This window comes from Enterovirga sp. CN4-39 (assembly GCF_049446235.1).
GTDB lineage: Bacteria > Pseudomonadota > Alphaproteobacteria > Rhizobiales > Beijerinckiaceae > Enterovirga.
The window spans coordinates 111,006-131,423 of sequence record NZ_JBMSEF010000011.1; the positions used below are offsets into that span (position 1 = coordinate 111,006).

Consider the following 20,418-nt stretch of genomic DNA (forward strand, 5'->3'; position numbering starts at 1 on the left):
GTGGGCCGCAGCTACTTTCACCTCCACCTGGTGTCGGATTCGACCGGCGAGACGCTGATCGCGGTCGCCCGCGCGGCCACGGCGCAATACGAGGGCGTCTCGGCCATCGAGCACGTCTACCCGCTCGTGCGTTCCTCCAAGCAGCTCGACCGGGTGATCTCGGAGATCGATACCGCGCCGGGGTTGGTGCTCTACACGCTGGTCGACCGGGACCTGTCCGGCCGGCTCGAGGAGGCCTGCCGCGCCACCGGCTGCCCGCACCTGTCGGTGCTCGCGCCCGTCCACTCGCTGCTCGAATCCTATCTGGGGGCGGCATCGACGGCCCGGCCCGGCGCGCAGCACATGCTGAATGCGGAGTACTTCAAACGCATCGACGCGATGAACTTCACGCTGATGCACGATGACGGCCAGCTTCCGAGCGATCTCGAGGAGGCCGACGTCATCCTGGTCGGCGTGAGCCGCACCTCCAAGACGCCGACCTCCATCTACCTCGCCAACCGCGGCCTGAAGACGGCCAACATCCCGCTCGTGCCGAACATGCCGGTGCCGCCGGCCCTGGAGCAGGTGCAGCGGACCCTGGTGGTCGGGCTGGTCGCCTCCCCCGAGCGCATCGTGCAGATCCGGCAGAACCGGCTGCTGAGCCTCAAGGCGGACGAGGACACCTCCTATGTCGACCGCGAGCTCGTGGCGGAGGAGATCGCCTTCTCGCGCCGGCTCTGCGCGCGGAACAACTGGCCGATCATCGACGTCACCCGCCGGTCTATCGAGGAGACGGCGGCCGCGATCCTCGACCTCTATCGCGATCACTCGCTCCGCTTTATCGCCGTGTGAGTGCCATGGCCCCGCTCTGGCAGGCGCCCGCCCCGCTGATCCTCGCCTCGACGAGCCGGATCCGCAGCAAGCTGCTGGAAGATGCCGGCATCCCGGTCGAGGCCGTCGCGCCTGGCGTGGACGAGCGGGCCATCGAGACGGCGCTGGGGGAAGGCGTACGCCCTGCCGAGCTCGCCGCCCGGCTTGCGCGGGCGAAGGCCGAAGCGGTCGCGGCGTGCCATCCGGACCGGATCGTGATCGGTGCGGACCAGGTCCTCGATCTCGACGGCGAATGCCTCGGAAAGCCCGCCTCGGCCGAAGAGGCGCGGCGGCAGATGGCGCGGCTCGCCGGCCGGAGCCACACCCTCCACAGCGCAGCGGCCATCGCCCGCAACGGGGAGCCCTGCACGGTCGTCGCCGCGACGGCCCGCCTCGTCGTCCGCGATCTCGATGATGCCGCGATCGCCCGCTACGTCGACCTCGCCGGCGCGGCCGCGCTTCGTTCGGCCGGGGGCTACGAGATCGAGGGATTGGGCATCCACCTGTTCGACAGCGTCGAGGGCGAGCATTCGACCATCCTCGGCCTTCCGCTCCTTCCCGTGCTCGCGGCTTTCCGCGGCATGAAGCTCCTCGCCCTATGAAAAGCCGCGCCTTCGTAATCGGGCACCCGATCGCCCATTCCCGCTCCCCGCTCATCCACGGCTACTGGCTCGAGCGCTATGGGCTGGAAGGAAGCTACGAGCGGGTGGATGTTCCGCCCGACGACCTGCCCGCGTTCCTGGCCGGGATGGGCGCCTCCGGCTTCAGGGGTGGGAATGTCACGATCCCGCACAAGGAAGCGACGCTTCGCCTCGTCGCGGAGGCGACGCAGCGGGCGAGGCGGCTCGGCTCGGTGAACACCCTCTGGCTCGAGGACGGGCGGCTCCTCGGGGATACGACCGACGGCGAAGGGTTCCTCGCCAGCGTGGCGGCCGCCGTGGGGCCGGACTGGCAGGCCGGAATGCGCAACGCGGTCGTGCTCGGGGCGGGTGGTGCCGCCCGCGCGATCGTGGGCGCCATGCTGGATCTCGGCCTCCCGCGCATCACGGTCGCGAATCGGACGGAGGCGCGGGCCCGCGACCTCGCCGGCCTCTCGCCCGACCGAATCGGCGTGGTCCCCTGGGGGGCGCTGCCGGACGCCCTCGCCTCGGCCGACCTCCTCGTGAACACGACGCAGGCCGGCATGAAGGGTCAGCCCCCCCTGGCGGTGGACCTGGCGCCGCTGCCCGGGCGGGCCATCGTGGCCGATATCGTCTATGTTCCGCTCGAGACCGAGCTCCTGGCCTCCGCGAGGGCGAGGGGTCTGCGGGCTCTGGATGGGCTCGGCATGCTGCTTCACCAGGCGGTTCCGGGTTTCGAGCGCTGGTTCGGCGTCAGGCCGGAGGTGACGCCGGAGCTGCGGGCCTTGGTGGAAGCCGATATTCGAAAGGCATCATGACGTTTCTTCTCGGCCTGACTGGCTCGATCGGCATGGGGAAATCCGCCACCGCGATCATGTTTCGCGACCTCGGCGTCCCCGTGCACGATGCCGATGCGGCGGTGCATGCGCTCTATCGCGGGCGGGCGGCGCCGCTGATCGAGGATGCCTTCCCGGGCACGGTCGTGGACGGGATCGTCGACCGCCCGAAGCTCTCCGAACGTGTCCTCGGCCGGCCGCACGCCATGCGGCGCCTCGAATCGGTGGTCCATCCGCTCGTGCGCGAGGAGGAGATGGCCTTCCTGCGCCGGGCCGTCGCGGAAAGGTATCCGCTCGTGGTGCTCGATGTCCCGCTCCTGTTCGAAACGGGCGGCGAGAGTCGCTGCGACGCCGTTCTCGTGGTCACGGCCGATCCCGACGTGCAGGAGACGCGGGTCCTGGCCCGGCCCGGCATGACCGCACAGAAATTCGCCGCCATCCGGGCCAAGCAGATGCCGGACGCGGAGAAGCGGCGCCGTGCCCACTTCATTGTGGATACGGGCCATGGCTTCCCTCGGGCGAAGGCGGAGGTGTCTGGTATCGTGCGGGCGCTGGCCGGACGTCCCGGCCGGGTGATCGGGCGGCGGCTCGACGAGGAGACAGGCGCTGGGCCCGCTGCGTGAAATCGTCTTCGATACCGAGACCACCGGCACCGAGCATCTCGGCGGCGACCGCGTGGTCGAGATCGGCTGCGTCGAGCTCCTGAACCACATCCCGACCGGCAGGGTCTTTCACAGATACATCAACCCGCAGCGGCCCTGCCATCCGGAGGCCTTCAAGGTCCACGGCCTCTCCGACGAGTTCCTGGCGGGTCATCCGGTCTTCGCCGCGCTGGCGGACGAGCTCTGCGACTTCTTCGGCGACGCCAAGCTGATCGCGCACAACGCCACCTTCGACATCAACTTCCTCAACGTCGAGTTCGGGCGGACCGGTCATCCGACCATCGTCATGGACCGGGTGCTCGATTCGCTCGCGCTGGCGCGCCGGAAGCATCCCGGCGCCTCGAACAGCCTGGATGCGCTCTGCCAACGCTACGGCATCGACAATTCGCGCCGGACCAAGCACGGCGCGCTGCTCGACGCGGAACTGCTGGCGGAAGTCTATGTCGAGCTGATCGGCGGGAAGCAGGCGGATCTCGGCCTCGCGATCAGCCTGTCCCCGCGGGTTCTCGTGGGTGGTGGGGCGCTCGGCTCGCGGGCGGAGCGGCCGCGTCCCGCGCGGCCGCCTCTCGACGAGGCGGCGCTCGCGGCGCACCTCGCCTTCGTGAACTCGCTGGGCGGCACGCCGATCTGGGCGGAATACATCACCGAGGCCGCGCCCGAGGCGAACGCCGCCTGACCTTCGGAGCGGGGCCCGGCAGCGTGCGTTGTAGCCGGGTGGGAATTTAGGAGTATGGCCGGCGGCCGAGAGGATAGCCGCCCATTAAACGAAAAAGGCCGCGCCCTTTCGAGCGCGGCCGTGGATGTCCAAATCGTCAGGACGATCAGTTCACGGGCTGGTTCGCGGGGGCGCCCGCCATGGTGTTCTGGGAGGCATCGGCCTCCATCTTCTGCCGGTACAGGCCCACGAAATCGATCGGATCGATATAGAGCGGCGGGAAGCCGCCGTTGCGCACAGCCTCGGCCACGATCTGCCGCGCGAACGGGAAGAGCAGCCGCGGGCACTCGATCATCACGACGGGATGGATCTGGTCCTGCGGGATGTTGCGGATGCGGAAAACGCCCGAATAGGTCAGGTCGAAGGCGAACATGACCTCGTTGCCGACCTTCGCGTTGCCCTCGAGCGAGAGGTCGACCTCGAAATCGCTGTCAGCAAGCTGCTTGGCGTTGACGTTGACCTGGATCGAGATCTGCGGCCCGCCGCCTTCCTGAGGCGTCAGGGAACGGGGCGCGTTCGGGTTCTCGAAGGAGATGTCCTTCGCGTACTGGGCCAGCGCGTTCAGCGACGGCATCTGCTCGGCGCTTTGGGTGCCGTTGCCAGCCGGGTTCTCGGCCATGGGATGATCCTGTCTGTTCCTGGGTCGTGTCCGCGGGCGACGCTCACGGTCCGGCGGAGAGCGGCGGGCCGCGCTATCACGCTTCATTCACGGTCACAAGGGCGCGAGGGGCCGGTTTGCTTGTGTTGGGGGGGCGCTGGATGTTACGGACGGGTCACCCCACATAGGCGCAGGGCAGGGCACACAACGTCCAGCCGATAAGGCCGCGACGCGGTCGCTCCCGACGCCGAAGACCCGTTTGATGATGCAAGATTCGTTCGACGTCACAACGATCGTCTTTCTCGCCCTCGCGATCTTCGTGATCTGGCGGCTGCGATCCGTGCTTGGCCAGAAGACCGGGCACGAGCGCCCCCCGATGGATCCGTTCACGCGGCGGGACACGGTCGACAATTCGCGCCCGGCCGCACCCGGGGCGGACAATGTCGTCCGGCTCCCCACCTCGGGGAACGACCGGCCGGCTCCGGCCGCGCCCGTCACGCCTCCGGCGGATCGCTGGGCCGGCGTCGCGGAGGCCGGAACCCCCGTCGCCCGCGGCCTGGACGAGATCGCGAAGATCGAGCCGGAATTCGATGCCCGCGGCTTCGTGGAAGGGGCCAAGTCCGCCTACGAGATGATCGTGATGGCCTTCGCACAGGGCGATCGCGAGACGCTCCGCAACCTCCTGTCGAAGGATGTGTTCGAGGGTTTCGAGCGCGCGATCGCGGACCGCGAGTCGCGGGGCGAGAAGGCGGAAACGACCTTCGTGTCGATCGACAAGGCCGAGCTGGCGGCTGTCGACGTGCGCAATCGGGTCGCCCAGGTCACGGTGCGCTTCGTTTCGAAGCTGATCACGGCCACGCGCGACGCCTCCGGCAAGGTGATCGACGGCAATCCCGAGACGGTCGTGGACGTGACCGACGTCTGGACCTTTGCGCGCACGCTCGGGACGCGCGATCCGAACTGGCACCTCGTGGCGACCGAAGCGGGGCAGTAGAACGGTGAGGCGGATCGTCGCCTCGCTCCTGACGCTCCTGGCAGTCGCGCCGCCCGCCTCGGCCCAGCCGACGATCACCGGGGCCGAGCTCAGGCCGGTCCCATACGAACTCCTGCCGGGATGGCGGGAGGACGACCACACAGCCGCCTTCGCGGCCTTCTCCAAGACCTGTTCGGCAATGCTCTCCGGCCCGGGCGCCGCGCGCTCCGCGGCGCCGATACCTGACGGCCTGCTCCGGGCCTGCGGCCGTGCGGCGAAGCTCGGCCCGGCCGACGCGGAGGCGGCCCGGCTCTTCTTCGAGCAGGCATTCGATCCCTTCGAAGTCGCGCCGGAAGGCGGCAGGGGCTTTCTCACCGGCTATTACGAGCCCGAGCTGGAAGCCTCGCTCGAGCGGACGGAGGCCTATCCCGTGCCGGCCCTGGCCCGCCCTGGCGACCTCGTCTCCTCGGAGGAAGAGGCGGGTGCGCCGTTGCCGGCCGGCCTTGCCGCGGCCCGTCGCACGGAGAACGGGCTCGTGCCCTACCCCGACCGGGCCGCGATCGAGGACGGGGCGCTGGGCGAGGATGCGAGGCCCGTCGCGTTCTTCCGGGACCGGGTGGACCTCTTCATTGTCCAGGTCCAGGGCTCGGCCCGGCTGCGGCTGCCCGACGGGCGGGCCGTCCGGCTGGCCTATGCGGGAAAGAACGGCCACCCGTACACGTCCGTGGCCCGGCTTCTTGTCCAGAAGCTCGGTATCCCGCCGGCCGAGATGACGGCCGATGTGCTGACGCGATGGCTTCGCGACAATCCGGCCGAGGCGCGCGACCTGATGCGCCAGAACCGTTCCTACGTGTTCTTCCGCATCGCGGGCGAGCTGGAACCGGGCCAGGGGCCGATCGGCGCGGCGGGGGTGCCGGTTGCGGCAGGCCGGACGCTCGCGGTGGACCGCGAGCTCTGGCCCTATGGCGTGCCGGTCTGGCTCGAGGGCGAGCTGCCCGAACCGGAAGGCGCCGCTGCGGCGCCACTCCGGCGGCTGGTCGTAGCCCAGGATAGGGGCAGCGCCATCAGGGGCCCGGCGCGCGGCGACCTGTTCTTCGGCTCGGGCGAGGAGGCGGGCCGGCGCGCGGGCCTCGTGCGCAACCCCGTCCGCTTCGTCGTGCTCTGGCCCAAGCCGAACCAGCCGGCACCATGAGATCGCGCGGCCGGCGCAGCCTGCGTCCCGAGGAGCGGCAGCTCTGGGCGGAGGTGGCGCGTTCCATTCTGCCGCTGCCCGGGCGGGACCGGCCGGTCGTGGAGCTTCCGGCCGTCGTTGCCCCGGAGCCTGTCCCGGTCGCGTCCCCGCGCCTAGCCGCGCCGCCGCCCGCCCGGCCCGCCCTCAAGCCCCTGGCGCCGGTCGAGCCCAAGACCGTCCGGGCGCTGTCGCGCGGGCGGGCGCGGGCCGATTCCACCATCGACCTGCACGGCATGACTCAGGCCGAGGCTCATTTCGCGCTGATCGGGTTTCTCCGCCGGGCCCATGGCTCCGGCCACCGCCTCGTCCTCGTGGTGACCGGAAAGGGCGTGCCCGAAGCCGGGTTCGCGTCCGCTGGTGGTCGGGGCGTGCTCCGCCGCATGGTGCCCCACTGGCTCGGGCTTCCGGACCTGCGCCCGATCGTGCTCGGCTGGACGGAGGCCGGGCCGCGCCAGGGCGGCTCGGGCGCGCTCTATGTCCGACTGCGGCGTCCGGGCGGCGGCCGCGCTTGACCGCTCCGGGACCGGGTGCGAAAGCCGCACCCTCTCCCCTGAAGCCTGGAACTCCCATGACGGCGAACGGTCTCGACATCCTGGCGCTCGGCAACGCGATCGTCGACGTGCTGGCGCAGACGGACGAGCGCTTCCTCGTCGACCACGGCCTCGCCAAAGGGTCCATGCAGCTGATCGACGAGGCGCGGGCCGAGGCACTCTATGCCGCCATGGGGCCGGCCACGATCGTGTCGGGCGGCTCGGCCGCGAACACCGCCGTCGGGGCCGCCTCGCTCGGCGCGAGGGTCGGCTTCGTCGGAAAGGTGCGGGACGACGAACTCGGCCGCCTCTTCACCCACGACCTCAACGCCGTCGGGGTCCGCTTCGACACCGCCGCCGCGACGGAAGGCCCGGCGACGGCCCGCTCCTTCATCCTGGTCACGCCGGACGGCGAGCGGACCATGAACACCTATCTGGGCGCCTGCCAGACGCTCGGCCCGGCGGATCTCGACGAGGCCGCGCTCCGCGCCGCCCGCATCGTCTATCTCGAGGGCTATCTCTGGGATCCGGCGGACGCCAAGGAGGCCTTCCGCAAGGCGGTCGGGATCGCGCATGCGGCCGGCAACAAGGTGGCCCTGACCCTCTCCGATTCCTTCTGCGTCGACCGCTACCGCGAGGAGTTCCGCGGGCTGGTGCGGGACGGCAGCGTCGACATCCTGTTCGCCAACATCCACGAGCTGAAGAGCCTTTACGAGACCGCCGACGAGCAGGACGCGATCGCCGCCCTGACCGGGGAAGGCGTGCTCGGCGTCGTCACCCGCTCCGCCGACGGCGCGCTGGTGGTCAGCCGTGAAGGGATCGAGGCGGTGCCGGCGAGCCCGGTGGAGAAGGTGGTCGACACCACGGGTGCAGGCGATCTCTTCGCCGCCGGCTTCCTGGCCGGGATCTCGCAAGGCCTGTCGTCGCGCGATTGCGCACGGCTCGGCGGCATCGCGGCCGCCGAGGTGATCTCCCATATCGGGGCACGCCCGCAGGCGGATCTGAAGCAGCTCGCCGGCGGCGAAGGTCTGCTCGGCCAGTAGCCCCAGCCCGCCGACGCGGCGGCAATGCCGCGCGCTGGAGGATTCCGAGCCGACGCTCCGAATTCCCATCCGGCGCCAAGGACCCAAGCCGGGCTTCCGGCATTTCTGTGGGCACGAAATCCCGTGGCGGATTCCCCATGTCCATCGAAGCGCCTCCACTCGAACGCAAGCTCGTCGCCATCCTGGCCGCCGACGTGGAGGGCTACAGCCGCCTGATGCACCTCGACGAGGAGGCGACGCTCGAAACCCTGACGGCTCATCGCCGCTTCGTCGACGATCTCATCGCGGTCGCCGGGGGCCACATCACGAGCACGGCGGGCGACAGCGTGCTCGCCGAATTCGCGAGCGTCGTGGAGGCCGTCATCTGCGCGGTCGAGATCCAGCGCTCGCTCCGTGCCGCCAACGACCTGCTTCCCGCGGAGCGTCGGATGCATTTCCGCGTGGGCATCAATGTCGGCGACGTCATGGTGAAGGATGGCGGCATCTTCGGGGACGGCGTCAACGTCGCCGCTCGGGTCGAGACGCTTGCCCCGCCGGGCGGGATCTGTGTGACGAGGGGCGTCCGCGACCACGTCCGGGACCGCCTGCCCTACCGCTTCGAGGACCTGGGCGATCATTCGGTCAAGAACATCGCCCGCCCGGTTCACGTCTATCGGCTCTGCTTCGATGAAGCCGCCGAGAACGTTGCCGAGCCTTCGCCCGGCATCACTCTGGAGGACACGCCGCCCCCGTCCGTCGCGCCGGAGGAGGTCGAGCTGGCCTTCTGGAAATCGGTCGAGACGGGCGGGTCGCGCGAGGAATACGAGGCCTATCTGGAGCGCTACCCGGATGGGGCTTTTTCCGTACTCGCACGCGCCAGGCTGGACGGCGGCACCCTGCCTTCGGCCGCGACCCCGCAGGACCGCAGCGTCGAACTCGCCTTCTGGGATGCCGTGAAGGACAGCGAGGAGTCGGAGATGTTCCGGGCCTATCTCGACAAGTACCCGGAGGGGGAATTCAGCAGCCTTGCCGAGATCAAGCTGAGGACGCTCGGCGCGACGGGAGCCGAGGGCTGACCGCCGGTTCGTCGCGGCGGCCTGAACTTGCGTTCCGGCACCCGAATCCGCATATGAGCCGCGGGAGGTTGGCGGGGGACGTTTCACTCGCCAACCGGGTCAGGTCCGGAAGGAAGCAGCCCTAACGAGACCGAGCGGGTCTCTGTCCAGCCTCCCACCCTGCGCCGCCCTCTTTTGACGGCCCGGCGAGTTGCAGCGGGCTCCGGCCCGGCGCAGAAACGCTTCATGACCGACAACCCGGGCAGCGAGACCGCGATCGACAGGCCGGCGGCGGACGAGCCGAGCTTCCTCGGCCTGGCCGGGGTGCCGGACGCCCCGACGCCCTACCGCGTCCTTGCCCGCAAATACCGGCCGCAGACCTTTGCCGACCTGATCGGCCAGGAGGCGATGGTCCGGACCGTTTCAAACGCCTTCTCGACGAACCGCATTCCGCAGGCCTGGATGCTGACCGGCGTGCGCGGGGTCGGGAAGACGACGACGGCCCGAATCCTGGCCCGCGCCCTGAACTACGAGATCCCCGGCAAGGTCAGCGCGCCGACGATCGAGATGCCGGAACTCGGCACGCATTGCCGCGCCATCATGGAGTCGCGGCATATCGACGTGCTCGAGATGGACGCCGCCTCCCATACGGGCGTCGAGAACATCCGCCAGATCACGGATGCGGTGCGCTACGCCCCGGCGCAGGCGCGCTACAAGGTCTACATCATCGACGAAGTGCACATGCTGTCGACGGCGGCGTTCAACGCCTTCCTGAAGACCCTGGAAGAGCCGCCGCCGCACGCCAAGTTCGTCTTCGCCACGACCGAGATCCGCAAGGTTCCCGTCACCATCCTGTCGCGCTGCCAGCGCTTCGACCTGCGGCGCGTCGATTCCGCGACGCTCGTCGCGCATCTGGAGCGCATCTGCCGGGCCGAGGATGTCTCGGCGGAGCCGGACGCGCTCGCCACGATCGCGCGCGCGGCCGAGGGCTCGGTGCGCGATTCGCTGTCGCTGCTCGATCAAGCGGTGGCGCACGGGGCCGGCGTGATCACGGCAGAGGCCGTGCGCGACATGCTGGGCCTCGCGGACCGCACGCAGGTCATCGACCTCTTCGAGGCCGTGATGCGGGGCGATGTCCCGCAGACCTTCGCGATCCTGCGCCAGGGCTGGGAAGGGGGCGCGGACCCGGCGCAGATCATCGCCGACCTCGCCACCTTCACGCATCTCGTTACCCGGATGAAGCTCGCGCCGGACGCCGCCAAGGATCCGGCCCTGACGGAAGCGGAGCGCATCCGCGGCTCCGACTTCGCGAAGGCGCTCTCCGTCCGCACGCTGTCCCGCGCCTGGCAGATCCTGTCGAAGGCCGCGCCGGAGGTGGGCGCGTCCCAGCGCCCGCTGGCGGCAGCCGAGATGGCGCTCGTGCGCCTCGCCTATGCGGCCGACCTGCCGACCCCGGACGAGGCGCTGCGGCAGCTGCAATCCGGCCAGCCGCTCTCGATCCCGCAATCCTCGCCTTCCCCACAGCCGATCGGCAATGGCGGAGGAGGCGGGGGCGGAAGCGCTGCGCTTGCCGTCGCGCCCCGCGCCCTCCCGATGGGCCGCCCGGAGCCGGAAGGCGTCACCCTGCGCCGCTTCGAGGACGTGGTGGCGATGGCCGGGGAGAAGCGCGAGATCGGCCTGAAGGCGGCGCTGGAACACGACGTTCGCCTGGTGGCGTTCGAGGAAGGCCGGATCGAGGTCTCGCTGGTCGAGAACGCCTCCCCGACCCTGCCGCACGAGCTCGGCCGCGTGCTCCTGGCCTGGACGGGCAAGCGCTGGGTGATCACCGTCTCGTCCGCGCCCGGCGGCCCGACCATCGCCGAGCAGCGCCAGGAGCGCGAGCGCGAGCGGCGCCTCGACGCGGCCTCTCATCCCCTGGTCCAGGCGGTGCTGAACACCTTCCCCGGCGCGCAGATCGTGGACGTGCGCGACCGCGCGCCTCCGCCTGAAATCGAGGCGGCCGAGGAAGCCGCGCCGCCGGCCGACGAGCCCGATACAGACGATCTCTGAGGAGTTTCCCCGATGAAAGACATCATGGGCCTGATGAAGCAGGCGCAGGGCCTGCAGCAGAAGATGGCCGACATGCAGGCCGAGCTCGAGACGCTCGAGGTGGAGGGCACCTCGGGCGGCGGCGTCGTGAAGGTCGTCGCGACCGCCAAGGGCAACGTGAAGACCGTTTCGATCGATCCGTCCCTGATGGTGCCGGACGAGAAGGAGGTGCTCGAGGACCTCATCATCGCCGCCCTGAACGATGCCCGCGGCCGCGGCGAGCGCCTCATGCAGGAGCGCATGGCCGATCTCACCAAGGGCCTGCCGATCCCGCCCGGCCTGAAGCTGTTCTGAGGATCCATGGCCCAGGCCGTCGCCGGGCCCGAGATCGAGCGGCTGATCCAGCTCCTGGCCCGCCTGCCGGGGCTCGGCCCCCGCTCGGCCCGTCGGGCCGCCCTCCACCTCATCGCCAAGCGCGAGCAGCTCCTCGGGCCGCTCGCGGATGCGATGCGGGTGGCGAATGAGCGCATCGTCACCTGCACGAGCTGCGGCAGCGTCGACACGGGCGATCCGTGCACGATCTGCCGCGACCCGGGCCGGGATGCCTCGATCATCGTCGTGGTGGAGGGTGTCTCGGACCTGTGGGCGCTCGAACGCGCCGGCGCGATCCGGGCGAAGTACCATGTGCTGGGCGGCGTGCTGTCGGCGCTGGACGGGGTCCGGCCCGAGCACCTGAACGTCGATGCCCTGGTGAAGCGGGCCGCCGAGCCGGGCGTCTCGGAAATCATCCTGGCCCTGAACGCGACCGTCGACGGCCAGACGACCGCCCATTATCTCACCGACCTCGTCGGCCACCTGCCGGTCCGCGTGACGCGGCTGGCGCATGGCGTTCCGGTCGGCGGCGAGCTGGATTACCTCGACGAAGGCACGCTCTCCGCGGCGCTGAGGCAGCGCACGGCCTTCTGAGGGTGCACTACGTTTCGAGCCGGAGCGTGCTATATTCCGGGCATGCTGGATGCCACGCTGATCGACGCGATGGATCACGCCCTGGCCTTTCGGCCGCCGGCCGTGACCCGGGGCATGGTCGATGTCCGTGCCAAGATCGACGAGCTTCTATCCTCCTCCCGCGAGCAGATCGCAGCGGCGAACACTGAGGTCGACCTCTGGATCGAAAGAGGCGAGCGGGTGCGGGCGGATCTCCGGCAGCGGCTGAGCCAGGGCGATGTCGACCAGAGGGACCTGGACGCCCTCGCCCAGATCAGCGATGCCGTGGATCGGCGGGTTGCCGAGGACGAAAAGGCCTATCGGCGCCTGGCAGAGGCCTTTGCCCGTCAAGTCGAGGATGCCGAGAACATCTCGGCGGAGGTCGAAGCCGCAACCAGGGAGGTAGCTGTCGGAACACTCCGCGTGTTCGCCAGGGAAGCTCTTGAGCGGGCCGAACTCGGGATGTTCCTTCGTGCTCTGCGGGCCGAGCATGATCCGGCGGCGCAAGGAGGACTGGTCTTCGACGACCCAGACGCGCTCAGCGGCTATCTGGAATCGGCCACCCACTAGCATGGTGCGGATACGCATTCCGCCCGCCTTCCTCAAAGCCCTCCGAAGCCTTTCAGAGCCGCGCAGGAAACGCGCGATCGGTCGCCTCCATCTGTTCCAGGCCCGGCCGAACGACCCTGCTCTCCGCCTGAGACCATTCCGGGCCGTCCCGGGCTTCTTCCTCATCGACCTGCCCAGGGGAGACCGGATACTCCTCCGCAAAGAGGGTTCCGACACTTACGCCGCCATCGACGTCGGTGGGCATGAGCTGTACCCGGAATGGGAGCGGCTGCGGGACGACGGCGACTCCGCCGTTTGACCCCTCTCCAGCCACGCCCTATCTGCCCAGCATGGCCATCCGCCCTCTCGTCATTCTGCCCGACCGCAAGCTGCGCCTCGTGTCCGACCCCGTCGGGCCGATCACGGAGGACGTGAAGACGCTTGCCGCTGACATGCTGGAAACCATGTACGACGCGCCCGGGATCGGGCTCGCGGCGATCCAGATCGGCGTGCCGAAGCGGCTCGTCGTGATCGACCTCGGCAAGAATCCCGAGGAGCGGAGCCCGATGGTGCTCGTCGATCCCGAGATCACCTGGACGTCGGAGGAGAAGCGAATCCACGAGGAAGGCTGCCTGTCGATCCCCGAATATTACGAGGAGGTCGAGCGGCCCGACCGGATCCGCGTGCGCTATCGCGACCTCGACAACGAGATCGTGGAGACGGAGGCGGACGGCATCCTGGCGACCTGCATCCAGCACGAGGTGGATCACCTCAACGGCGTCCTGTTCGTCGACTACCTGTCGCGCCTGAAGCGCTCGCGGGTGCTGAAGAAGTTCGAGAAGGCGGCGAAGCGCGAATCCGAGGACGCATGACGCTGCGCGTCGTGTTCATGGGCACGCCGGATTTCGCCGTGCCCACCCTGGAGGCTATCGCGGCGAGGCATGAGGTCGTCGCCGTCTATACGCGCGCGCCCGCCCTGTCCGGGCGCGGACTCAAGACCAGGCCCTCGCCCGTCCATGCGGCCGCCGAGAGGCTCGGCGTCCCGGTCGAGATTCCGGCTCGACTGCGGGACGAGGGCGCGGCGCCGACGCTCGCAGGCTACCAGCCCGATGTCGCGGTGGTGGTCGCCTACGGGCTGATCCTGCCGAAGCCGATCCTCGACACGCCGCGTCTCGGCTGCCTGAACCTTCATGCCTCGCTCCTGCCGCGCTGGCGCGGTGCAGCCCCGATCCAGCGCGCCGTCATGGCGGGAGATGCGGAGACGGGCGTTGCCGTCATGCGGATGGAGGAGGGGCTCGATACGGGCCCGGTCGGCACCGTCGAGCGCCTGCCGATCGGCCCTGACCTGACGGCGGGCGAACTCCATGACGAACTCGCCGTCCGAGGCGCGGCCCTGATGGCGGACGCCCTCGATGCGCTCGAGGCCGGGCGGCTCGCCTTCACGCCGCAGCCCGAGGAGGGCGTCACCTACGCGGCCAAGATCGCCAACGAGGAGGCGCGGATCGACTGGGCGCAGCCCGCGCGCCGCGTGCACGACCATATCCGCGGCCTCTCCCCCTTCCCGGGCGCGTTCTTCGAGGCGGATCTCGGCAAGGGCCCCGAGCGCGTGAAGGTGCTGAGAACGGCGCTGGCGGAGGGCTCGGGCGAGCCCGGGATGCTGATCTCTGCCGACGGGCTCGTTGCCTGCCAGGAGGGCGCGATCCGGCTTATCCAGGTCCAGCGCGCAGGACGCGGCCCGATGGCGGCCGAAGATTTCCTGCGCGGCGTGCGGCTGCAGCCGGGCACGCGGCTCGGCTGAGCCATGCCCCGCTACAAGCTCGTCATCGAATATGACGGCACGCCCTTCGCCGGCTGGCAGCGGCAGGCCAACGCGCCCTCCGTTCAGCAGGCGATCGAGGAGGCGTTCCAGCGCTTCACGGGCGAGGACCTGCGCATCCAGTGTGCCGGCCGCACGGATGCCGGCGTGCATGCGACCGGGCAGGTCGCGCATGTCGACCTGGCACGTTCCTGGCGCCCGGATACGGTGCGCGACGCCCTGAACGCGCACCTGAAGCCGCTGCCGGTCGCGATCCTCTCCGCGGCCGAGGTGCCGGCGAGCTTCAACGCCCGCATGTCGGCCGTGAAGCGGCATTACCGCTACCGCATCCTCAACCGCCGCGCCCCCGCGGCCCTGGAGCGCAATGCGGTCTGGCATGTGCCCTGGGCGCTGGACGCGGAGATCATGCATCAGGCCGCGCAGGTCCTGGTCGGGCGGCACGATTTCACGACCTTCCGGGCTTCCGAATGCCAGGCGGATTCGCCGATCCGGACCCTCGATCGCCTCGACGTGACGCGGGATGGCGAAATCATCGCGGTCGAGGCCTCGGCGCGCTCCTTCCTGCACAGCCAGGTGCGCTCGCTGGTCGGCACGCTCGTGCAGGCCGGCAACGGCCGCTGGTCGATCGCGGATGTCAGGCGGGCCCTGGAAGCGAGGCAGCGTTCCGCCTGCGCGCCGCTCGCGCCGCCGCAGGGACTGGCATTGACCCGGGTCGACTACCTAGCCGACGAGGGCGCCGAACAATCCGTGGATGACGACCTGCAGGCATAGCCCAAGCGCCGTGATGGCGAGGGCCAGCCCGGAGCCCGCCCCCAGCGTCACCTTCGCGGCGAACCATTGCGCCTCGAGCACGATCAACCCGAAGGCCAGCACGAACAGGGCCACGACGCCCCGGGGCTCGAGTCCCATCAGGTAGAGGGCGCCCGGCACGGCGAGCAGGAGGCTTCCGAACACGGCGATCCAGTTCGTGGCGACCGCAAACTGGGCGTACCGAATGGCGAGCGGGCCGCCGCGCATGATGAAGGCCATCGCCACGGGAAGCGCCAGGAGGCTCGCGGCATGAGCGATCCCGGCCGCCACCAGGAGGCGGGCGTCATCGAACACCACGAGGCCTTCCACGCTCAGCCCGAGTTCCCGGCGCGCCAGCGCGACGGTGACGACGAGGGCGGGGATCGTGAACAGGAAGGCCGCAAAGGATCGGGCGAAGCCCTGGCGGCTCACATCGAACTCGGCCAGCGCGTCGGGCCGCCGCGAGACGAGCGCCGCCGTCCCGCGCAGTGAGCGACCAACCTCTTCGACCGTGACCATGGCGACCTCGCAACGAATGCCTGAGGACCCGCCTGGTGTTTCCGTCCGGCCGGGAACCTACGACTTTGGTCGCATTACGCGCAAGAGGCTCAGGAGTTTCGGCCCGGAAGGTATGTTTCGATGATCCGCCCGTAGATGCGGGTCAGCGCCTCCAGGTCGTCGACCGCGATGTTTTCGTCGACGGCATGCATGGTCTGGCCGACGAGGCCGAACTCGATCACCGGGCAGTAGTGGCAGATGAAGCGTGCGTCCGAGGTGCCTCCCGTCGTGGAGAGAGCCGGCCGCAGTCCTGTCTCCGCTTCCACGGCATCCCGCACGAGATCGACGAAGCTGTCGGGCTCGGTCAGGAAGGCAATCGAGTTGGTCGGGTCGAATGCCAGTGTGAAGGGCGTGTCCCCGCACGCAGTGCCGACACGCGCGCGGATCTCCGCCGCGAGCGTCTCGGGCGTCCAGATGTCGTTGAAGCGGATGTTGAACACCGCCCGCGTCTCGGCCGGGATCACGTTCGTGGCCGGATTGCCGACATCCACGGTCGTGAATTCGAGGTTGGAGGGGTCGAAGCGCTCCGTGCCGGCATCGAGCGGCGGGTCGGAGAGCGCCGCGATCACGCGGCCCATCGCCGGGATCGGATTCAGGGCAAGCTGGGGGTAGGCGACGTGTCCCTGGCGGCCATGGATCGTGAGCCGGCCCGTGAGGGAACCGCGCCGGCCGATCTTGATCATCTCGCCGAGCCGGTTCGGATTGGTCGGCTCGCCCAGCACGCAATGATCGAAGCGCTCGCCGCGATCTGCCGCCCAGGCGAGAAGCTTCACCGTGCCGTTCACGGCCGGACCCTCCTCGTCGCCCGTGAGGAGAAAGGCGATCGAGCCCTCGGCCGGCACGCCGTGCCGGTCGAGATGGGCGAGGGTCGCGGCCAGCATCGCGGCAACGCCGCCCTTCATGTCCGCCGCGCCGCGGCCATAGAGCCGCCCGTCGGCCACGTCGCCGGCGAAGGGCGGGTGGGACCATGCCGCCTCGTTGCCCGGGGGCACGACATCCGTATGGCCCGCAAAGACGAGGCAAGGCGAGCCCTGCCCGATCCGGGCGTAGAGGTTGCGGATCTCGGGCTGGCCGGGTTCGGAAAAGACGGGAAGCTGGACGCCGAATCCCGCCTCTTCGAGCAGGCCCGCCACATAGGCCAGCGCGCCGCCATCCGCCGGGGTCACCGAAGGGCAGCGGATCAGGGATTGGGCGATCGAGAGGGAAGTGTCAGGCAGTGGCACGAAGGCGCTCGGGCTCGGGCTCGGGCGCGGGAGGATGGACGATCGTTTCCTCGTCGTGAAGTCGCGCCGCGCACAGGATCAGGGCTGTCTCGTTGCCGGCGAAGATGGGAACGAGCAGGCGGGTGAAGAAGCGGAAACCGCCGCCGATGATCGGGTGGTCGCGGGTGACATGCGCGAGACCGAGCCGATGGACGTGGCGAACGCCGGCCAGGTTCGCGCGATAATAGGGCGAGTCGAGCAGATCCCCGAACGCCACGCCGTTCAGGTCGCCGGCCGGGCTCGCTTCGGAAAAGGCCGACCCATAGAACTCGAACCGAAAGTCGCCGAAGCGCTTCGCCGGACGAATAACAGCGAGATTGTCGGCAAGCGTGTCGAAATCATCCAGGTCGAGGTCCCGACCGATGATACGTCCCTCGGTCGTCAGGCTTTCGCTCAGGGTACGCAACGTATCGAAAAGCCGGGTTTCCTCGTCTTCACGGCTCAGGTCGAGCCATTCCCTACGCACCACGTAACACTTCTCCAGGGCGGGTTAATCTGCCGCGACCATGGCTTTCGGTCGCGGCACCCGCAAGTTGGACTTCCTGCCTAGCTGATATGATGTATGCCAGACGTTCTCAGTGGCGCAGAAGCTCGTTGATCGAGGTTTTCGCGCGGGTGCCCGCATCCACGCGCTTCACGATGACGGCGCAGTAGAGGGACGGGCCGGGCGTTCCGTCCGGCAGCGGCTTCCCGGGCTGGGAGCCGGCGACAACGACGGAATAGGGCGGCACGCGGCCCTGGAAGACCTCGCCGGTATTGCGGTCGATGATGCGGGTCGAGGCCCCGATATAGACGCCCATCGACAGGACCGAACCCTCGCCCACGATGACGCCCTCGGCTACCTCGGCGCGCGCGCCAACGAAGCAATTGTCCTCGATGATGACAGGATTGGCCTGAAGCGGCTCGAGGACGCCCGCGATTCCGGCCCCGCCGGAGATATGGCAGTTCTTGCCGACCTGCGCGCAGGATCCGATCGTGGCCCAGGTATCCACCATGGTGCCCTCGTCCACGTAGGCGCCCAGATTGACGAAGCTCGGCATGAGGACGACGCCGGGCGCGATAAAGGCGCCGCGCCGCACCGCGCAGTTCGGCACGGCCCGGAACCCGGCGGCCCGGAACTGCTCCTCGCCCCAGCCCTCGAACTTGGACGGCACCTTGTCGAACCAGTTCGCGCCCCCAGGCCCGCCGGAGATCGGCGCCATGTCGGTCAGGCGGAAGGAAAGGAGAACCGCCTTCTTGAGCCATTGGTGGACGTGCCAGCCCTCGGCCGTCTTCTCGGCGACGCGCGCCTTGCCGGAATCCAGCAGCTCCAGGGCATGCTCGACCGCGTCACGCACCGCTCCCTTGGTGCTGGCGCTGACGGAGGCGCGGTCCTCCCAGGCGGCGTCGATCGTTTGGGCGAGGTCGGTCGAGCTCATCGGATGCTGTGTCTCGGATAGGAACGGCGTCGCTTAGCAAGGGCCTGCCGGCCTGTCACTCGCGGAGGCGCATCGGCGTGGAACGGAGCCCCCGCCCGCGAAGTTGCCGGCAGGAGGAGAACCGCCATGGCGCAGCCCAGCCCCGAGGAGCCCAAGCGCTTCGACCAGGTCGATTCGACCGGCACGAATTCGCGCCCGCGACACGACACCATTGCCCAGACCGGCGGCGGTTTCCCGGACGACACGGGCCGGCAGGTCGATATCGACCCGGAGGAGCAGAAGCGGCTCGCCGACTCCATCCGGCATCTGCCGGGCGGCAAGCCCGCCTGATCACATCCGGAAATCCTCGCCGAGATAGACGCGGCGGACGTTTTCGTCCGCCACGATCTCGTCGGGCGTGCCCTCGGTGAGCACCCGGCCGGAATGGATGATGTAGGCCCGGTCGGTCAGGGCGAGCGTCTCGCGCACGTTGTGATCGGTCACCAGGACCCCGATGCCGCGGGCCGTCAGGTGCTTGACCAGGGCCTGGATGTCGCCGACCGCGATCGGGTCGATGCCGGCGAAGGGCTCGTCGAGCAGCATGAAGGACGGGGAGGTCGCGAGCGCCCGGGCGATCTCGCAGCGCCGCCGCTCGCCCCCCGACAAAGCGATCGAGGGCGACTTGCGGAGGCGCGCGATGTCGAACTCCTCCAGGAGCTGCTCCAGTCGCTCCTCCCGCTCGCGGCGGTTCGGGACGGCGACTTCCAGCACGGCCCGGATGTTGTCCTCGACGTTGAGGCCCCGGAAGATCGACGCTTCCTGCGGCAGGTAGCCGATGCCGAGCCGGGCCCGCCGGTACATGGGCAGGCGCGTGATGTCGTTGCCGTCGAGCGTGATCGTGCCCTGGTCGGCCGCCACCAGGCCCGTGATCATGTAGAAGATCGTGGTCTTGCCGGCGCCGTTCGGGCCGAGGAGGCCGACCGCCTCGCCCTGCCGGACCACGAGGCCCGCATCCTGCACCACCGTCCGGCCGCCATAGCTCTTCTTCAGGCCCGCGACGGACAGGATCCCCGGCCCGCTCTGCGCCTCCGGATCGGACCAGGAGGCCGAATAGGCGTCGTAGGCGGCGTCATCCGTTGCGCCATCGGCGGCGGATGTCTGGGCCCGTAGGCTGAGGTTGAACTTCACGAGAGATCGGTCTGGAGCGGGCCTGAGATAGGCCCGTCATCTCCGCGCTGCAACATAGGCCCTGGTTCCGCCGCTGGGCCGACGCTCGGATCAGCGCTGCTTGGGCGCGCCCTGGCCGGCCTGGTTCTGGCTACCTGGAACGATCAGAGCGCGAACCCGGCCGCCCTGGCCGCCGCCCTCGACATTCGCGATGCCGGTGTTCAGATCGTAGGCGACCCGCTCGCCGCGGGTGACGTTCGGCCCGTCGCTGAGCGTGGCGTTCCCGACGAGCAGCACCTTGTTGCGGCTGCGGTCGAACTCGGCATTCTCGCCGGTCGCGACCTGGGTCTTGGACACGATCGTCACGGGACCCTTGCAGTTGATCTTGCGGATGGCCCCATCGCCGCCGAGCGGATTCTGCCCCGTCTCGCGCCCCGCCTGGCCCGCTGCCGCGGCAGCCCGGCCGGCCTCGTAATAGACGGTCAGGAGCGAGCACTTCATGGTCGAGCCGCCCTGCACGGCGACCACGTTGCCGGCGAAGACCGCACGACCCTCCTTGTCGAAGACGTCGAGCCGGTCCGCATCTATCTTGATCGGGTCGCGGTTGGAGCCGAGCTCCGCGAAGGCAGAGGAGCGCTCGCGCGCGCGCTGGGGCGCGCCCTGGGCGACCTTCAGGGTCGAGGCACCACCGCCCGGAAGCTCGGCCGCCGCCGGAGCCGCGAGACACGGAAGAAGTGCCGCAGCGAGCACGAGACCGCGCATGGAAAGAGTTCCTGA

The 20,418-nt window shown here is 69.6% G+C and carries 26 protein-coding genes and 1 other RNA gene; 19 read left to right on the forward strand and 8 right to left on the reverse strand.

The annotated features are described in order from the left end of the window. The 5 genes from ACO2SS_RS18200 to dnaQ are packed head-to-tail and all read left to right on the forward strand — an operon-like array spanning nucleotide 1 to nucleotide 3,643. Nucleotides 1-831, forward strand: coding sequence for a pyruvate, water dikinase regulatory protein (locus ACO2SS_RS18200; protein ID WP_423279180.1), 831 nt, complete (start codon nucleotides 1-3; stop codon nucleotides 829-831). A 5-nt stretch (nucleotides 832-836) separates the two neighbouring features. After that, nucleotides 837-1,451: a Maf family protein gene (locus ACO2SS_RS18205; RefSeq protein WP_423279181.1), complete on the forward strand. Its 615-nt coding sequence runs from the start codon at nucleotides 837-839 to the stop codon at nucleotides 1,449-1,451. Further along, on the forward strand, nucleotides 1,448-2,287 hold the full coding sequence (locus tag ACO2SS_RS18210; RefSeq protein ID WP_423279182.1) for a shikimate dehydrogenase: 840 nt from the start codon (nucleotides 1,448-1,450) through the stop codon (nucleotides 2,285-2,287). Before ACO2SS_RS18205 ends, ACO2SS_RS18210 begins: the two co-directional genes overlap by 4 nt. Continuing rightward, nucleotides 2,284-2,928 (forward strand): dephospho-CoA kinase, encoded by a 645-nt coding sequence (gene coaE / locus ACO2SS_RS18215; RefSeq protein ID WP_423279183.1) that lies wholly within the window; start codon nucleotides 2,284-2,286, stop codon nucleotides 2,926-2,928. The genes ACO2SS_RS18210 and coaE overlap by 4 nt, the downstream gene beginning before the upstream one ends. A gap of 1 nt (nucleotide 2,929) precedes the next feature. Continuing rightward, nucleotides 2,930-3,643 carry a DNA polymerase III subunit epsilon gene (dnaQ, locus tag ACO2SS_RS18220; RefSeq protein WP_423279267.1) on the forward strand — a complete coding sequence of 238 codons (714 nt, stop codon included), beginning with the start codon at nucleotides 2,930-2,932 and terminating at the stop codon, nucleotides 3,641-3,643. 145 nt (nucleotides 3,644-3,788) lie between these two features. On the opposite strand, the gene secB is transcribed toward dnaQ, so the two are convergent. Continuing rightward, nucleotides 3,789-4,301: a protein-export chaperone SecB gene (gene secB, locus ACO2SS_RS18225; protein WP_423279184.1), complete on the reverse strand. Its 513-nt coding sequence runs from the start codon at nucleotides 4,299-4,301 to the stop codon at nucleotides 3,789-3,791. A 244-nt stretch (nucleotides 4,302-4,545) separates the two neighbouring features. Here secB and ACO2SS_RS18230 point away from each other — a divergent pair, with 244 nt between their 5' ends. The 10 genes from ACO2SS_RS18230 to ACO2SS_RS18275 all read left to right on the forward strand — a co-directional run bounded on the left by ACO2SS_RS18230 (nucleotide 4,546) and on the right by ACO2SS_RS18275 (nucleotide 12,673). Further along, nucleotides 4,546-5,274, forward strand: a complete 729-nt coding sequence (locus ACO2SS_RS18230) for a Tim44/TimA family putative adaptor protein (RefSeq protein WP_423279268.1) — start codon at nucleotides 4,546-4,548, stop codon at nucleotides 5,272-5,274. Nucleotides 5,275-5,278: 4 nt separating this feature from the next. Next, a complete protein-coding gene (locus tag ACO2SS_RS18235) occupies nucleotides 5,279-6,445 on the forward strand; it encodes a murein transglycosylase A (RefSeq protein WP_423279185.1) in 1,167 nt (388 codons plus the stop codon). Further along, on the forward strand, nucleotides 6,442-6,996 hold the full coding sequence (locus ACO2SS_RS18240) for a Smr/MutS family protein (protein ID WP_423279186.1): 555 nt from the start codon (nucleotides 6,442-6,444) through the stop codon (nucleotides 6,994-6,996). Before ACO2SS_RS18235 ends, ACO2SS_RS18240 begins: the two co-directional genes overlap by 4 nt. A gap of 56 nt (nucleotides 6,997-7,052) precedes the next feature. After that, nucleotides 7,053-8,057 (forward strand): adenosine kinase, encoded by a 1,005-nt coding sequence (locus ACO2SS_RS18245; RefSeq protein ID WP_423279187.1) that lies wholly within the window; start codon nucleotides 7,053-7,055, stop codon nucleotides 8,055-8,057. Nucleotides 8,058-8,194: 137 nt separating this feature from the next. Then, nucleotides 8,195-9,112, forward strand: coding sequence for an adenylate/guanylate cyclase domain-containing protein (locus ACO2SS_RS18250; protein ID WP_423279188.1), 918 nt, complete (start codon nucleotides 8,195-8,197; stop codon nucleotides 9,110-9,112). A 62-nt stretch (nucleotides 9,113-9,174) separates the two neighbouring features. Continuing rightward, nucleotides 9,175-9,271: signal recognition particle sRNA small type (gene ffs / locus ACO2SS_RS18255), an RNA gene on the forward strand. Nucleotides 9,272-9,337: 66 nt separating this feature from the next. Beyond that, complete coding sequence (locus ACO2SS_RS18260) at nucleotides 9,338-11,140, forward strand: DNA polymerase III subunit gamma/tau (RefSeq protein WP_423279189.1); 1,803 nt, start codon at nucleotides 9,338-9,340, stop codon at nucleotides 11,138-11,140. 12 nt (nucleotides 11,141-11,152) lie between these two features. Next, nucleotides 11,153-11,473: a YbaB/EbfC family nucleoid-associated protein gene (locus tag ACO2SS_RS18265; RefSeq protein ID WP_423279190.1), complete on the forward strand. Its 321-nt coding sequence runs from the start codon at nucleotides 11,153-11,155 to the stop codon at nucleotides 11,471-11,473. A 6-nt stretch (nucleotides 11,474-11,479) separates the two neighbouring features. After that, nucleotides 11,480-12,085: a recombination mediator RecR gene (gene recR / locus ACO2SS_RS18270; protein ID WP_423279191.1), complete on the forward strand. Its 606-nt coding sequence runs from the start codon at nucleotides 11,480-11,482 to the stop codon at nucleotides 12,083-12,085. A 42-nt stretch (nucleotides 12,086-12,127) separates the two neighbouring features. Continuing rightward, nucleotides 12,128-12,673: a hypothetical protein gene (locus ACO2SS_RS18275; protein WP_423279192.1), complete on the forward strand. Its 546-nt coding sequence runs from the start codon at nucleotides 12,128-12,130 to the stop codon at nucleotides 12,671-12,673. A gap of 52 nt (nucleotides 12,674-12,725) precedes the next feature. On the opposite strand, the gene ACO2SS_RS18280 is transcribed toward ACO2SS_RS18275, so the two are convergent. Further along, entirely contained in the window at nucleotides 12,726-12,917 is a 192-nt protein-coding gene (locus ACO2SS_RS18280; protein ID WP_423279193.1) for a hypothetical protein, read from the reverse strand. An 85-nt stretch (nucleotides 12,918-13,002) separates the two neighbouring features. Here ACO2SS_RS18280 and ACO2SS_RS18285 point away from each other — a divergent pair, with 85 nt between their 5' ends. From ACO2SS_RS18285 to truA, 3 genes are read left to right on the forward strand one after another with little or no spacing between them, the layout of a single operon-like run. Continuing rightward, nucleotides 13,003-13,524, forward strand: coding sequence for a peptide deformylase (locus ACO2SS_RS18285; RefSeq protein ID WP_423279194.1), 522 nt, complete (start codon nucleotides 13,003-13,005; stop codon nucleotides 13,522-13,524). After that, nucleotides 13,521-14,450, forward strand: a complete 930-nt coding sequence (fmt, locus tag ACO2SS_RS18290; RefSeq protein ID WP_423279195.1) for a methionyl-tRNA formyltransferase — start codon at nucleotides 13,521-13,523, stop codon at nucleotides 14,448-14,450. Before ACO2SS_RS18285 ends, fmt begins: the two co-directional genes overlap by 4 nt. A gap of 3 nt (nucleotides 14,451-14,453) precedes the next feature. Further along, the gene (gene truA / locus ACO2SS_RS18295) at nucleotides 14,454-15,239 is read left to right on the forward strand and encodes a tRNA pseudouridine(38-40) synthase TruA (RefSeq protein ID WP_423279196.1); all 786 of its coding nucleotides are present in this window, start codon (nucleotides 14,454-14,456) and stop codon (nucleotides 15,237-15,239) included. On the opposite strand, the gene ACO2SS_RS18300 is transcribed toward truA, so the two are convergent. The 4 genes from ACO2SS_RS18300 to dapD form a co-directional block, all read right to left on the reverse strand. Beyond that, the gene (locus tag ACO2SS_RS18300; RefSeq protein ID WP_423279197.1) at nucleotides 15,189-15,776 is read right to left on the reverse strand and encodes a hypothetical protein; all 588 of its coding nucleotides are present in this window, start codon (nucleotides 15,774-15,776) and stop codon (nucleotides 15,189-15,191) included. The genes truA and ACO2SS_RS18300 overlap by 51 nt on opposite strands. Before the next feature lie 89 nt (nucleotides 15,777-15,865). Beyond that, nucleotides 15,866-17,038: a succinyl-diaminopimelate desuccinylase gene (gene dapE, locus ACO2SS_RS18305; RefSeq protein ID WP_423279198.1), complete on the reverse strand. Its 1,173-nt coding sequence runs from the start codon at nucleotides 17,036-17,038 to the stop codon at nucleotides 15,866-15,868. Then, the gene (locus ACO2SS_RS18310) at nucleotides 17,025-17,546 is read right to left on the reverse strand and encodes a hypothetical protein (RefSeq protein ID WP_423279199.1); all 522 of its coding nucleotides are present in this window, start codon (nucleotides 17,544-17,546) and stop codon (nucleotides 17,025-17,027) included. Before ACO2SS_RS18310 ends, dapE begins: the two co-directional genes overlap by 14 nt. A gap of 106 nt (nucleotides 17,547-17,652) precedes the next feature. Then, nucleotides 17,653-18,495, reverse strand: coding sequence for a 2,3,4,5-tetrahydropyridine-2,6-dicarboxylate N-succinyltransferase (gene dapD / locus ACO2SS_RS18315; RefSeq protein WP_423279200.1), 843 nt, complete (start codon nucleotides 18,493-18,495; stop codon nucleotides 17,653-17,655). 126 nt (nucleotides 18,496-18,621) lie between these two features. Here dapD and ACO2SS_RS18320 point away from each other — a divergent pair, with 126 nt between their 5' ends. Beyond that, nucleotides 18,622-18,825 carry a hypothetical protein gene (locus tag ACO2SS_RS18320; protein WP_423279201.1) on the forward strand — a complete coding sequence of 68 codons (204 nt, stop codon included), beginning with the start codon at nucleotides 18,622-18,624 and terminating at the stop codon, nucleotides 18,823-18,825. Here the strand turns inward: ACO2SS_RS18320 and lptB are convergent, their stop codons facing one another. Together lptB and ACO2SS_RS18330 are read right to left on the reverse strand one after the other, a co-directional pair. Beyond that, complete coding sequence (gene lptB / locus ACO2SS_RS18325) at nucleotides 18,826-19,662, reverse strand: LPS export ABC transporter ATP-binding protein (protein ID WP_423279202.1); 837 nt, start codon at nucleotides 19,660-19,662, stop codon at nucleotides 18,826-18,828. Nucleotides 19,663-19,752: 90 nt separating this feature from the next. Further along, nucleotides 19,753-20,403 (reverse strand): LptA/OstA family protein, encoded by a 651-nt coding sequence (locus ACO2SS_RS18330; RefSeq protein WP_423279203.1) that lies wholly within the window; start codon nucleotides 20,401-20,403, stop codon nucleotides 19,753-19,755. Nucleotides 20,404-20,418 lie beyond the last annotated feature (15 nt).